The sequence below is a fragment of the Kribbella sp. NPDC023855 genome (genome assembly GCF_040639475.1).
Taxonomy (GTDB): Bacteria; Actinomycetota; Actinomycetes; order Propionibacteriales; family Kribbellaceae; genus Kribbella.
Map to the genome: position 1 here is coordinate 961,272 of NZ_JBFAAA010000001.1, position 13,461 is coordinate 974,732.

Genomic DNA, 13,461 nt, shown 5'->3' on the forward strand with positions numbered 1-13,461 from the left:
TGCTGACCTTAGCGCGTCAGCGCAGGTCTACGCCGGGAAGACCGCCGCCCGAGCGGGCGGCGGTCGGCTCCCGTGCGGTCAGCTGATCTCGAGCAGCTTCTGCGCCTCGGCGGCACCGCGCGAGGCGGCGGCCCGCTTCTCGGCCTCGGCGAGCGAGTCGCCCGCGTGCTGCTTCCACCAGTTCTGGCCCTCGACCGGCAGCGTGTCGATCGGGTCGTAGTACTCGTAGGTGCGGTTCAACGCCTCGGGGTCCTGCTGCTCGATCCCGGTCCGGTAGTTCTTCTTCCAGTACGAGATGCCACGGACCTCGTCGTACTCCGACAGTTGGTGCACCCAGCGCTTGCCGACGTAGGGGACGTCGCAGACGATGCGCGGCGTCGCGAAGCCCGGCAGGTAGCCGAGGATGCCGTGCTGCAGGTGCTGCGCGTCCTTCACCGACACCCGCCAGTGCTCGGAGAACGGGATCATGTCGCACATGTAGAAGTAGTACGGCGTGATGGTGGCACCGTCGAGCAGGGCGAAGCACAGGTCGAGCAGCTGCGGGACGGAGTCGTTGACACCGCGCATCAGCACACCCTGGTTGCGGACGTCCCGCAGACCGGCCTCGAACATCGCCTTGGTCGCCTCGGCCACCAGCGGGGTCACCGACTGGGCCGCGTTCACGTGCGTGTGCATCGCGATCATCACGCCGCGCTGCCGGCCCAGCTGGGCGACCCGCTCGACGCCGGCTCGGACATCGTCGGACAGCCAGTGCTGCGGCATGCCCATCAGCGCCTTGGTGGCCAGCCGGATGTCACGGATGTTCTCGATCTCCAGCAGGCTCGTCAGGAACGCCTCGAGCCGCGGCCAAGGCATGTTCGCCACGTCGCCACCCGACACCACGACATCCCGTACGCCGGGGGAGCGGCGCAGGTAGTCGAGCATGTCGTCCAGCCGCTGCTGCGGCTTGATGGTGAACTTCAGCTTCTCGATCACCGGCGTCGAGTTCCCGACCAGGTCCATCCGGGTGCAGTGCCCGCAGTACTGCGGACAGGTCGGCAGGATCTCGGCCAGCACCTTCGTCGGGTAGCGGTGGGTCAACCCCTCCGTGGCCCACATCTCGTGCTCGTGCAGCGAGTCCCGGGTCGCGTGCGGGTGCGACGGCCAGTCCGTGCGGCGGTCGGTGAACATCGGCAGCATGTAGCGGCGAACCGGGTCCGCGTAGAACGCCTCGGTGTAGTCGTCCGCGCCGTGCGGAACGATCGTGTTGAGCATCTGTGGCGGCAGCAGCATCGACATCGTCGCGCGCTCGGCCTGGTCCCGGGTCAGGTCCTCGTAGACCCGCTCCTCGAGCAGGTCGCCCATGACGTCGCGCAACTGCTTGACGTTCTTGACGCAGTGCGAGCGCTGCCACTGCACCGAGCGCCACTCCTCGGCGGTGACGTCCTTGAAACCGGGCATCCGGGTCCAGTCGGGCTCGACGAGGTCGGCCCGGCGGTACGCGTACGGCTGCTCGTTCAGGTCGGCAGCGGCAAGCTCCGGGCTGATCAGATCGGTCACGAGTCCTCCTGGGGGCTCCACGATGGGGTCGGTCGCATGTGAGGATAGCGATAGAACTTATGGTAGATCCATTAGATCACCGCAAGATTTCCTCCGTACCACCGCCACACTAGTTTTTTGCCCGTCCTGACCCCAAGGAGTTCTCTCGTGCCGGACAGTGCTGGTTCGCCCGTCGGACTGCATCGCGTGATCGCACCCGCCGGCGTGTTGCCGCAAGCCGCCCAGCGGCTGGACGCCTCGGCGGAGCTGTGGCCCGACGAGGTGCGGATCTCGATCGAGCGCCTCAACCTGGACGCCGCGTCGTACCGGCAGCTGGCCGAGGAGCACGGCGGTGACGGCGAGGCGGTCAAGCAGGCCGTACTGCGGATCGTCGGCGAGCGCGGCAAGATGCAGAACCCGGTCACCGGGTCGGGCGGCATGCTCGTCGGCACGGTCGACGAGGTCGGGCCGGAGTCGCCGCTCGGCGTCCAGAAGGGCGACCGGGTCGCGACGCTGGTGTCGCTGACGCTGACGCCGCTGCAGATTACCGACGGGCTTGCCGACTGGGACGGTCGCAGCGAGCAGGTGCCGGCCAAGGGGCACGCGATTCTGTTCGCGCGCTCGATCGTGGCGAAGATTCCCGACGACCTCGTTCCGGAGCTGTCGCTGGCGGTCATGGACGTGTGCGGGGCGCCCGCGTTGACGGCTCGGGTGGTGCGCCAATATGTCGACAAAGGCACAAAGCCTGTCGTGTCAGTAATTGGCGGCGCAGGCAAAAGCGGGTCGCTGTCGCTGGCGGCCGCGCGTGACGCCGGCGCGGCCCGGACGATCGGCATCGTCCCGTTCCAGGCAGAAGCAGACAAGCTGACCAAGGCCGGCCTCGCCGACGCCGTAGCCCTCGCCGACGCCCGCGACCCGGTCGCGCTCGCAAAGGCAGTAGCTGACGCGCTGGAGGAAGTCGGGGCGGGCACGGTGGAGCAGTTCGGTGATGGCGGGACCGGTGGCAGCGAGGCTGGGGGTGGCCGGTCCAGCGAGGGTGCTGACATCACCGTTGTGTGTGTCGACGTGCCGGGGTGTGAGCACGGCGCGGTGTTGTCCACGAAGGCCGGCGGGACCGTGATCTTCTTCTCGATGGCTACCTCGTTCTCTGCCGCGGCGCTCGGTGCGGAGGGGCTTGCGGCGGACGTGACGATGCTGGTCGGCAACGGCTACGTGCCGGGGCACGCGGAGTACGCGTTGAAGCTGTTGCGGGACGAGCCGGGTGTCCGTGGATTGTTCGAGGGCAGGCTGGCGGAGGATTAGGTCCGTGCGCACACTTCTGACCAACGGTTCCGTCTACTCACCCGCCGATCCCCACGCCACCGCGATCGCCTTCGACGACGGCGTCGTCAGCTGGCTCGGTGACGACAGCAGCGCGGCCGCCTACGCCGACGGCGCGGACGAGGTCATCGACCTGCAGGGCAAGCTCGTCGCGCCCGCGTTCGTCGATGCCCACATCCACACCGCCCAGACCGGTGCGCTGCTGACCGGCCTCGACCTCACCGGTACTACGAGCCTGACGGAAGCGCTCGACCGGCTCGCCGCGTTCGCCGCCAAGGCCGGACCCGATGCCGTGATCGACGGGGCCGGCTGGGACGAGACGAAGTGGCCCGAGGGTCGCCCGCCGACCTCCGAAGAACTCGACCGGGCCGCTGACGGCCGTCGCGTCTACCTCTCGCGGGTCGACGGACACTCCGGTGTCATCTCGTCGTCCCTTGCCGCCGCGGTCGATGGCCTGGCCGCACAGGCTGGGTACGACGCGACCGGACGGGTCGAGCGCGCCGCCAACCACGCCGTCCGCGATGCCCTGAGCGAACTCGTCGGCCCGGACCAACGCCTCGCCGATTCCCGGGCGGCCGTGCGGGCGATGGCCGCGCAGGGCATCGGCGCCTTCCACGAGATGGCCGCGCCGCACATCGGCCCGCTGTGGGAGTTGCCGCTCGTCCGCCAGGCCGCCGACGAATTGGGGCTCTCGGCAACGCTCTACTGGGGCGAGCCGGGCGTCTTCGAGAACGTCACCACCTATGGCCTTGCGGGACTGGCCGGCGACCTCAACGCCGACGGCGCGCTCGGCTCACGGACGGCCGCGCTGCGAGCGCCGTACGAGGACAAGGCGGATCACCGCGGTCACGCCTACCTCACCGCCGAGCAGATCGCCGAGCACGTGATCGCCTGTACCGAAAGGAACCTGCAGGCAGGCTTCCACTGCATCGGTGACGCCGCGCTCGACAACATCGCGCGCGGTTTCGAGCTCGCTGCCGAGAAGGTCGGCGTGCAGGCGTTGGTGGCCGCGCGGCACCGGCTCGAGCACGTCGAGATGGTCGACGACGCCGCGATCGCCACGCTCGCACGCTGTGGGGTTGTCGCCAGCGTCCAGCCGATGTTCGACCGGCTCTGGGGCGGACCGAACGACATGTACGCCGAACGCGTGGGCGACCGCTGGGTGGGCATGAACCCGTTCGGCTCGCTGGCGCGCGCGGGCGTCGTACTGGCCTTCGGGTCGGACTCTCCGGTGACAGCGGTCGGCCCGTGGGAAGCGGTGCGGGCTGCTGCGCTTCATCACGAGGCTGGGCAGCGGATCACCGTCCGCGCCGCTTTTGCCGCGCACACGCGGGGTGGCTGGCGGGCGGCAGGCATCGACGACGCCGGGGTGCTCGCGCCCGGCAGCGCGGCGACGTACGCGGTCTGGGAGAGCGACGCGGAGCTGGTCGTCCAGACGCCCGACGAACGCGTCGCGGCGTGGTCGACCGATCCGCGTGCGGGGGTACCGGTGTTGCCGGACTTGTCCGATGAGGCACCTGTGCCGAGCTGCCGGCGGACCGTCGTCGGCGGTCGTGTCGTGTTCGAATCCGAAGGATGGTCGTCGTGACCCGTGCTGTGAAGAAGCTCGACCTCGATCCGGTCACCGTGCGGAAGGCACGGAGTCTGGCCCGCAAGGCCGGGCGGCCGATCGTCAACATCGCCAAGCAGCACACCACGGTGTCGGTCGAGCGCGCCGTACTGCGGCTGGCGGGGCTCGCCGGCGCCGACACCGAGGGCATTCCGTGGGTGAACCGGCTGGCCGACACCGTGCGGGCCGATGTCGGCCTGGAGCACGGGCTTGCCCTGCCGGTGTGGGACGCACTGGTTCGTGGTGAGGCCGAGGACCTGTCCGTGCTGGCGCAGAAGGCTGCGTCGGGATCGGTCACGTTCCGGCTGCCGGAGGGGCGGGACGCAGTACGGGCTCGTGCTGCTGCTCGCAAGGCGACGGCTGCCGGGATGAAGAAGGTGGACGCGCGCCGGCGGGAGCGGGATCGGCTGATCAAGAAGCACGGTGATCCGGAGCAGCGGCCGTGGATCTACCTGATCGTTGCCACCGGCGACATCTATGAGGACATCCCGCAGGCGCAAGCCGCGGCCCGCGCGGGTGCGGACATCATCGCCGTGATCCGGTCGACCGGGCAGTCGTTGCTGGACTACGTCCCCGAGGGCGCGACCCGCGAAGGTTTCGCCGGAACGTATGCCACGCAGGAGAACTTCCGCCTGATGCGTGCCGCGCTGGACGAGTCGTCGCGGGAGCTCGGGCGGTACATCCGGCTGACGAACTACGCGTCCGGGCTGTGCATGCCGGAGATCGCCACGCTGGCCGGGTTGCAGCGGCTGGACATGATGCTGAACGACTCGATGTACGGGATCCTGTTCCGCGACATCAATCCGATCCGCACGTTCGTGGACCAGCGGTTCAGCCGCCAGATCCACGCCCGCGCCGGGATCATCATCAACACCGGTGAGGACAACTACCTGACCACCGCCGACGCCGTCGAGGCCGCGCACACGGTGACGGTCTCGCAGCTGCTGAACGAGTACTTCGCCAAGGAGGCGGGGCTGGAGGACTGGCAGCTCGGTCTCGGACACGCGTTCGAGATCACGCCGGAGATCCCGGACTCGTTCCGGATGGAGCTGGCACACGCGATGCTCGCGCGGCAGCTGTTCCCGGACGCGCCGCTGAAGTGGATGCCGCCGACGCGGCACATGACCGGTGACGTCTTCCGCGGCTACCTGCTGGACGGGTTCTTCAACCTGGTCGGCGCGCTCACCGGTCAGGGCATCCTGCTGGTCGGGATGATGACCGAGGCCGTCGTGACGCCGTGGATCTCCGACCGCGACCTGGCCCTGCAGAACGTCCGTTACGTATTGGGTGCCGCAGGCAACCTTCATGAGGACTTCCATCCGGCGCCGGACGGCTTCATCGCTCAGCGGGCCCGGCAGGTGCTGGGGGAGTCGGTGGAGCTGCTGGAGCGGATCGTCGACGACGGCCTGTTGAACGCGATCGGCGACGGCACCTTCGGGCTGATGAAGCGCCCGCAGGACGCGGGCCGTGGCCTCGAGGGCGTGGCCCGGCGTTCGTCGCAGTACTACAACCCGGCGATCGAACTGCTGGAGGAGGACCGATGAGCATCATCCGCCCCTATGGCGACACCACCGGCGACGGCATGGTGCAGATGTCGTTCACGCTGCCGATCCCGCACGACAAGCGGGCCGAGGGCGCGGCGATCCAGCTGGCGAACAAGATGGGGATGGACCCGGCCCTGGTCGTGCACGCCAAGCCGATGGGCCCGGACTTCACCTTCTTCGTCGTCTACGGTCCGGTGAACCACCTGGTCGACACCGACAAGGTCGAGGTGATCGAGCGGGACTACCCGCTGCTCTCGCCGAAGGACGCGAACCTTGCCATCCGCAAGGGCCTGCGCCGCCGGCTGACCGTGGTGGGCGCCTGCATCGGGACCGACGCGCACACCGTCGGGATCGACGCGATCATGAACATCAAGGGGTTCGCGGGGGAGAAGGGCCTGGAGTACTACCGCGAGCTGAAGGTGGTCAACCTCGGCGCCCAGGTCGCCGTACCGGAACTGGTACGCCGGGCCAAGGCCGAGAAGGCGGACGCCATCCTCGTGTCGCAGGTGGTCACCCAGCGGGAGGCGCACGTGCTGAACACCAAGGAGATGTCGGCGGCGTTCCGCGAGGCCTACACCGAGGACACCCGGCCGATTTTGGTTGCTGGCGGCCCCCGTTTCACCGAGGCGATGGCGGACGAGCTCGGCGTCGACCGGGTGTTCGGCCGCGGTACCACTCCTGGCGAGGTGGCCAGCTACCTCGTCGATGCTCTTGTCACCCGTCGCAAGCCCACCGCCGTTCGGAGAAGTGCATGACCAAGGCAACTATCGGCCTGACCGTCACCCATCGCCAGTACGTCCCGTACAGCCACGCGCACTACGCGGGCAACCTGGTCGACGGTGCCTACGTACTCGGCCTGTTCGGCGATGTCGCGACCGAGGTGTGCATCCAGAGCGACGGAGATGAAGGTCTTTTCGCTTCCTACTCCGACGTGCAGTTCCTGCAGCCGTTGCGGGCCGGCGATGTCGTGGAGGTGACGGCAACGATCTCCCGGGTCGGCAATCGCAGCCGCGAGCTGGAGTTCGTCGCCAAGGTGGTCTGCCGCGGGCGGACCGACGTTTCCGCGTCGGCGGCCGAAGTACTGGCCGAGCCGCTTGTGATCACGCGCGCAACCGGAACGGTCGTCGTACCGATCGCGTGACGTTTAGTTGCCGTGGGTAACGATGACGTGGAGTACCGAGACGGCTCTGTAACGTGACACCGGTGGCGCTGGCTCGTTTGACCAGTCAGAGCAGGCAACTGTGTTACAACGGCTTGAAGGAGACACTGGAGAGGTTGACACTTCGGCTGCGAACGAGCATCGTTTTGGGAGTCGTCATCACCCGTTTCTCCAACGGATCAAAGAAGTTCGGCCACCGGAGATCCCGCGACGCTGACCAGGCCAGTGCCAGGCCTGAGTCGACGGGGGCTGAGATCGCCGGTGGTTAGCCCCCCGCGGGGCAGAGGTGGAAGAGGCTCGGCGCCCAGTAGACAACAGCCGACGGGTTCGCATCCAGCGGGTCTGCGGTTGGTCCGAAGGAGCGCCGAGCCTCTTTCCTTTTTCTCCCGCTTTCCGGCACCCGCCGGTCTCCGATCGCCGGTCCGGCAACTCTTGGTCACCGACCGGATCGTTCCGCGCCCGCCAGACGTTGTACCGTCGTGCGACCGGTAGCAACCGGGTGGTGAGGCGAAGGGGTGTGCTGGTGGAGCGGCTGAAAGCGTTGGGGCGCATCTTGCCGAGAGTGATCGTGGCGGCCGGTGCCGGCGCGCTGCTGGGTTTGTCCTTCGAGCCCCATGACCATGCCTGGCTGGCCGTCGTCGCCGTACCACTGCTGCTGGGCACCCTGAACGGCGTCTCGATGAAGGGCGGCTTCCTGGTCGGCTCCGGCTTCGGGATCACGTACTACGCGGTGCTGGTTCCCTGGTTGACGGTGATCGGCGGTGACGCCGCGATCGCGCTGGCCATCCTCGAGGGGCTCTTCTACGGGGTCTTCGGTGCGTTCGCCAGCCAGATTCTCAAGCACAAACTGTGGATGCTCTGGGTGCCGTGCCTGTGGGTGGCCACCGAGTACGCCACCAGCTCCGTCCCGTTCGGCGGCTTCCCCTGGGGCCGGCTCGCCTGGGCCTTCACCGACTCGTCTCTCGGCAAGCTCGCTTCGCTGACCGGAATCGCGGGCCTCAGCTTCGTCATCGCCCTGCTCGGCGTCCTCGTCTACGCAGTACTGCGTCGCCGCAGCGGCCTGAGCCTGCGGGTGGTCGCGCTGGTCGCCGGGATCGCGATCGTCGGCCTCAGTTCGCTGGTGACGCTGTCGACGGAGGGCAACGGCAAGACCGTGACCGCCGCGATAGTGCAGGGCAACGTGCCGGGCAAGGGACTGGAGTTCCTCGGCCGGGCCAGGACGGTGACCAAGAACCACCGCGATGCCACGCTCGATCTGCAGAAGCAGGTCGAGGCCGGCTCGCAGACCAAACCCGACATCGTGATCTGGCCGGAGAACTCGACCGACATCGATCCGTACAAGGACGCCGAGACCCGGGCCGACATCGAGACCGCGGTCAAGGCCGTGCAGGTACCGATCCTGGTCGGCGCGGTGACCGAGGGACCCGGCCCGGACCAGCGGCAGACCACCGGCATCGTCTGGGACCCGGCCGGCGGTCCGGGCCAGCGGTACGCGAAGCGCCATCCGGTGCCGTTCGGTGAGTACATCCCGTTCCGCGAGCAGCTGCTGCCCTACATCAAGCGGCTGGAGATGGTCGGCCGGCAGACCGCGCCGGGCGTGGGTCCGGGGCTGATGCCGATCAACGGTGTCACCTACGGCGACCTGATCTGCTTCGAGCTCGCCTACGACAACGTGGTGCACGACGTGGCCAAGGGCGGTGCCCAGATCCTGGTCGTGCAGACCAACAACGCGACGTACGGCGGCACCGGGCAGCCGGAGCAGCAGTTCGCGATCACCCGGATGCGCGCGATCGAGACCGGCCGGACGGTGCTGATCGCGTCGACCAGCGGGATCTCCGGGGTGATCAACCCCGACGGCAAGGTCGAACACAAGACAGGCCAGTTCGTGCGGGACGTCTACGTGACGCAGGTGCCGGTGCGCGACGCCAAGACTTTGGCCACCACGCTGGGCGGCTGGCCGCAGTGGGTCTTGACCGGCCTGGGCATCCTGGGGGCAGTACTGGTGTTGCTGGGCCGCCTCAAGTCACGCGCGGGGGAGCCCGACAATCCGCCCGCCACGACCCCCGAGCGTGAAAAGGTGCCCGTCTAAGTGAGCAGGTCAGCGTGAAGGCAAGGCGCCCCACGCCCGAATGCTTCAGCAGTAAGAAGGTGTGAGCATGCCCTGGTTCGTCGCGATCGCTCTGCTGGTCGTCCCGATCATCGAGATCTACGTGATCATTCAGGTCGGCCAGGTGATCGGTGGCTGGCCGACGGTCGCCCTGCTGCTGGTCGAGAGCACGCTGGGTGCGTGGCTGATCAAGCGGGAGGGCCGCCGGGCCTGGAGGGCGCTGCAGGAGGCGACTCGGACCGCGCGGATGCCCGGCCGAGAGCTGGCCGACGCGGCCCTCGTGCTGGTCGGCGGGACGCTGCTTCTGACGCCGGGCTTCATCACCGACATCTTCGGCTTCTTCTTCGTCCTGCCCTTCACCCGGCCGCTCGCCCGCAAGGTCCTGGCCTCGTTCCTGAGTCGCCGGGTCGCCGCCCAACTCGGCGGCAACCCGATCACGGGCTTCATGCCGGGCACCTTCCGCCCACCCACGGCCGAGGACACCCACCGCGCCCACCGCGAACGTGAGGCCGCGCAGGACGTAGTACAGGGTGAGGTCATCGATCCCGAACCGCCGAAGGACAAGTAGCCTCCGGCGGCTCGCTGCTCAGGTGACGCGGTCGGTGGCGGACTGAGGGGTCGGGTCGACGGCCAGTCCGGCCGGTGGTTCGACCACGGTCTCGGGTGTCGCCGGCTCGGCCTCCGGCTTGGGCTTGGTCACGCGGCGGATACCGATCGCGCCGATCACGGTGGCGACCACCTCGATCAGCGTCATCCACAGCCAGACCCGCTGGCCGACGTGCTGGAACAACAGCACGCCGAGCACCGGTCCGACCGTCGCCCCGAGGCCGAACATGGTCTGCATCGCCCCGAAGTACCGGCCGCGCAGGTGCGGCGGCGCGATCATGCCCGGGTAGGCGAACATCGTCGGTACGCCGATGATCTCGGACAGGGTCCAGAACAGCGTGCCCAGGATCAGGAACACCGGGAGCATCTCGATCGCGTACATCGCATAGCCCAGTGCCACCAGGGTGAAGCCGACCAGTTGCACCACCCGGATCGACCAGCCCTGGACGAACTTGGTCGCGATCATCTGGCAGCTCGCACAGATGATCGCGTTCATCGTGATCAGCGCGCCGTACCACCAGATGCTCTGCCCGGCCGCCTTGATCGCCAGCGGCAGGGCGGCGGTGTACTGGACGTAGACGACGGCCTGGAGGAAGAAGGCGAACATGAACAGCGAGTACCGGTAGTCCTTGAGGACGTCCAGGTAGCGGCCGCGGATCGCCGGCTCGGCCGGTGCCTCCTCCTCTTCCGTGCTGGCTGCCGCACTGGTGCGCTCCGGTTTGGGGAACGCGACCAGGGCGATCAGACCGAACGCGAGGACAGCGAGCGCCTCCGCCCAGAACAGCAGGTTGTACGAGATCTGGGCCAGCGCGACGCCGACCAGCGGCGCGACCGTGGTGCCCAGGTTCACGCACAGCATGTACATCGCGGTGACCATCACCAGCTTGTCGGGCGGAGTGAGCTGGGTGATCATCGACTGCGCGGCGGGCCGGTAGAACTGGCCGACGGCGCTGACCAGCAGGACGGCCAGCAGGATCACCGGGTAGTAGGTGATGGAGATCAGCGACGCGATCAGGCCGGCCGAGCCCATCATCGAGATCACCGTGGCCGATCGCGGGGTGAGCCGGTCGCTGAGCCAGCCGCCGACCGCAGTACCGACCACCGCGCCCGCGCCGTACACGCCGAGGGCGAAGCCGGCCTGGCCGGCCGAGAACCCGCGATGGGTCAGGAACAGCACCAGGAAGATCTGCAGGAACGCGGCCAGCTTGCTGACGAACACACCGGCCAGCAACGCCTTGGCCTCCCGCGGCGTCTGCCGCCAGGTCTCGAACACCCCCGGCCGGGACTTCGTCCCTGTCTCTGGCCCCGTCCCTGCTGCGCCATCCCCGCCTGCCACGTCACCGCTCATCGGCGATACACCCTTCTGTTCCCCCCGAGGCCGCAGCGGCCACCGCTGCCTGTCGCCCTTACTGAGCAACCGGCGCGGTCCTGCTGATACAGATTCGGGGGACTACCGCCAGGGCAGCGGAAAACTGGGTGCCCTGGTCTGTATCAGAACGGGCAACCCGCAGGACTCTCTCTGGAGGAACGCGACGCAGAGCGGGGGCTCGACGGCTCGCGCGCGCCACCTAGTGGGAGGGGAACCCCAATGGCAGATGAAGCTGTGCAGCCTGTCGAGGCTGTTCAAACGATTGAAGCACGACCGCCCGAATCCGGACAAGCGCTGGAAACCCTGGGGGAGGACTTCGTCCAGCGGCAGGCGCACTACCTGCGCCGCTTCCGCGGCGAGGGTCCGGTCCACGAAGTGATCTTCCCGCACGGCGCCAAGGTCTGGCTGGTGACCAGGTACGCCGACTGCAAGGCGCTGGCCCTGGATCCGCGGGTCGGCAAGGACGGGCGCCGGCTCAACGAGATGTACGCCAAGCACTCCACGCTGAGCTCGCCGATGCACTCGACCAGGACCGAGGAGGAAGAGGCCGAGCCCGGCTTCGACGACGACCTGGCCGCGCACGTGCTGAACAGCGACCCGCCGAACCACACCCGGCTGCGGAAGCTCGCGATCAAGGCGGTGACTCCGGCCCGGCAGGAGGCGCTGCGCCCCAAGGTCGAGGTGGCGGTGGAGAAGCTGCTGGACAAACTCGCGGAGGCGCCGGTCGTCGACCTGCTCGCCGAGTTCGCCTGGCCGCTGCCGCTCGGCACCATCTGCGACCTGTTCGCCATGCCCGAGGAGGATCGGGAGAACTTCCGGAAGTGGTCGGGCACCCTGACCGGCGCCGGCCAGGATCCGGAGGAGGTCGCGTCGGCGTCGAAGAACATGACGGAGTACGCGAACTCCCTGATCGACGCCCGGCGGGCCAATCCGGGTGACGACATGATCAGCGAGATGCTGCGGATGGACCTCGACGGGGACCAGCTGACCCAGGGTGAGATCGTCGGGATGATCTTCATCGTGGTGACCGCCGGCCACGTCACCACCGTGCACTCGATCGGCAACGGGGTGTTCAACCTGCTCACCCACCCCGAGGAGCTGGAGAAGCTGCGGGCCGACCCGTCGCTGATCCCGGCAGCGGTGGACGAGCTGATGCGGTACGACCCCGCCGCCTCGGTCGGGACCTTCCGGTTCACCAAGGCCGAGATCGAGGTCGGTGGCGTGACCATCCCGAAGGACCAGATCCTGGCCCTGTCCTGGGGCTCGGCGAACCGGGACGAGACCAAGTTCGCCGATCCGGACCGGCTCGACGTCACCCGCTGCCCGCAGGGCACTTTCTCCTTCGGGCACGGCGTGCACTACTGCATCGGGATCCCGATGGCCAAGATGCAGATCGAGATCGCGCTGGAACGGCTACTTGCCCGCTACCCGCACCTTCGGCTCGCAGTACCGGCTGAGGACGTGCGGTGGACCAGCAGCGCCCTGCTGCACGGCCTGGCCGGGCTACCGGTCTCGGTGTTCCCGCCCGACGAGGTCTGACCTGCTCCGCGCCGGGACAAACTGAACGGCCCGTCTCCACCAGGTGGTGGGGACGGGCCGTCCGGGTTTGTCAGGCGCTGCGCTTGCCGGTGGAACGGGTGCGGTGCAGGTGCGCCGGGCCGATCTCGCCGGAGCGGAGCAACGCGACGCGTTCCGCGAGCAGTTCCTCCAGTTCGGAGATGCTGCGACGCTCGCGCAGCATGTCCCAGTGCGTCCGGGCCGGCTTCTCCTGCTTCGGCTCCGGCTTCTCACCGGTCGAACGGGCGGCCTCGCTGCCGCAGTGGGGGCACTCCCAGATCGCCGGTACCTCGGCGTCGTGCGCCATCGTGACCTCGACCACGTGGCCTCGTGGGCAGTCGTAAGTGATCATCTGGCGCGGCGCGAACTCCACGCCACGGTCATCCTCGAAGCTGACCCCACCCAGCCCCGAACCACGCAGAACGCGATTAGACATGTCAAACCTCCGAGATTCGTCATCCGAGACAACGGTCGGCCGACCCGGATCATTCCCATTTTGGCATGCCCGAGCCCCAGGTACGCACCTGACAGCACCGTGATCACCTGCTGTCATCGGCTGTTCACAAATCACTGTGTGTCGCAGCCCACAGTCGGCCGGGCGTGTCTGCTCACCCTGAGTTGCCAAGACTGGGGCTCGCGGGAGCATCGATCCGCGGCCGGCTCGATCGTCGT

The 13,461-nt window shown here is 68.2% G+C and carries 11 protein-coding genes; 8 read left to right on the forward strand and 3 right to left on the reverse strand.

The features are described 5' to 3' along the window. Positions 1-78: 78 nt before the first annotated feature. Positions 79-1,539 (reverse strand): lysine 2,3-aminomutase, encoded by a 1,461-nt coding sequence (locus tag AB0F51_RS04430; protein ID WP_360273838.1) that lies wholly within the window; start codon positions 1,537-1,539, stop codon positions 79-81. 147 nt (positions 1,540-1,686) lie between these two features. Between AB0F51_RS04430 and AB0F51_RS04435 the strand changes: the two genes are divergently transcribed. From AB0F51_RS04435 to AB0F51_RS04465, 7 genes are all read left to right on the forward strand, one after another. Next, complete coding sequence (locus AB0F51_RS04435; protein WP_360273841.1) at positions 1,687-2,820, forward strand: L-erythro-3,5-diaminohexanoate dehydrogenase; 1,134 nt, start codon at positions 1,687-1,689, stop codon at positions 2,818-2,820. Between the two features lie 4 nt (positions 2,821-2,824). Then, entirely contained in the window at positions 2,825-4,426 is a 1,602-nt protein-coding gene (locus AB0F51_RS04440; protein WP_360273844.1) for an amidohydrolase, read from the forward strand. Further along, positions 4,414-5,991 carry a lysine 5,6-aminomutase subunit alpha gene (locus tag AB0F51_RS04445; protein WP_360273847.1) on the forward strand — a complete coding sequence of 526 codons (1,578 nt, stop codon included), beginning with the start codon at positions 4,414-4,416 and terminating at the stop codon, positions 5,989-5,991. Before AB0F51_RS04440 ends, AB0F51_RS04445 begins: the two co-directional genes overlap by 13 nt. Beyond that, positions 5,988-6,746, forward strand: a complete 759-nt coding sequence (locus AB0F51_RS04450) for an OAM dimerization domain-containing protein (protein ID WP_360273849.1) — start codon at positions 5,988-5,990, stop codon at positions 6,744-6,746. Before AB0F51_RS04445 ends, AB0F51_RS04450 begins: the two co-directional genes overlap by 4 nt. After that, a complete protein-coding gene (locus tag AB0F51_RS04455) occupies positions 6,743-7,132 on the forward strand; it encodes a hotdog domain-containing protein (RefSeq protein WP_360273852.1) in 390 nt (129 codons plus the stop codon). The genes AB0F51_RS04450 and AB0F51_RS04455 overlap by 4 nt, the downstream gene beginning before the upstream one ends. 541 nt (positions 7,133-7,673) lie before the next feature. Continuing rightward, complete coding sequence (gene lnt, locus AB0F51_RS04460) at positions 7,674-9,239, forward strand: apolipoprotein N-acyltransferase (RefSeq protein ID WP_360273855.1); 1,566 nt, start codon at positions 7,674-7,676, stop codon at positions 9,237-9,239. Between the two features lie 67 nt (positions 9,240-9,306). After that, positions 9,307-9,825 (forward strand): FxsA family protein, encoded by a 519-nt coding sequence (locus tag AB0F51_RS04465; RefSeq protein ID WP_360273858.1) that lies wholly within the window; start codon positions 9,307-9,309, stop codon positions 9,823-9,825. A gap of 18 nt (positions 9,826-9,843) precedes the next feature. Here the strand turns inward: AB0F51_RS04465 and AB0F51_RS04470 are convergent, their stop codons facing one another. Then, complete coding sequence (locus tag AB0F51_RS04470) at positions 9,844-11,211, reverse strand: MFS transporter (RefSeq protein ID WP_360273861.1); 1,368 nt, start codon at positions 11,209-11,211, stop codon at positions 9,844-9,846. A gap of 240 nt (positions 11,212-11,451) precedes the next feature. Between AB0F51_RS04470 and AB0F51_RS04475 the strand changes: the two genes are divergently transcribed. Further along, positions 11,452-12,771, forward strand: coding sequence for a cytochrome P450 (locus AB0F51_RS04475; RefSeq protein WP_360273863.1), 1,320 nt, complete (start codon positions 11,452-11,454; stop codon positions 12,769-12,771). 70 nt (positions 12,772-12,841) lie between these two features. Here the strand turns inward: AB0F51_RS04475 and AB0F51_RS04480 are convergent, their stop codons facing one another. Further along, complete coding sequence (locus AB0F51_RS04480; RefSeq protein ID WP_026162638.1) at positions 12,842-13,225, reverse strand: RNA polymerase-binding protein RbpA; 384 nt, start codon at positions 13,223-13,225, stop codon at positions 12,842-12,844. Positions 13,226-13,461 lie beyond the last annotated feature (236 nt).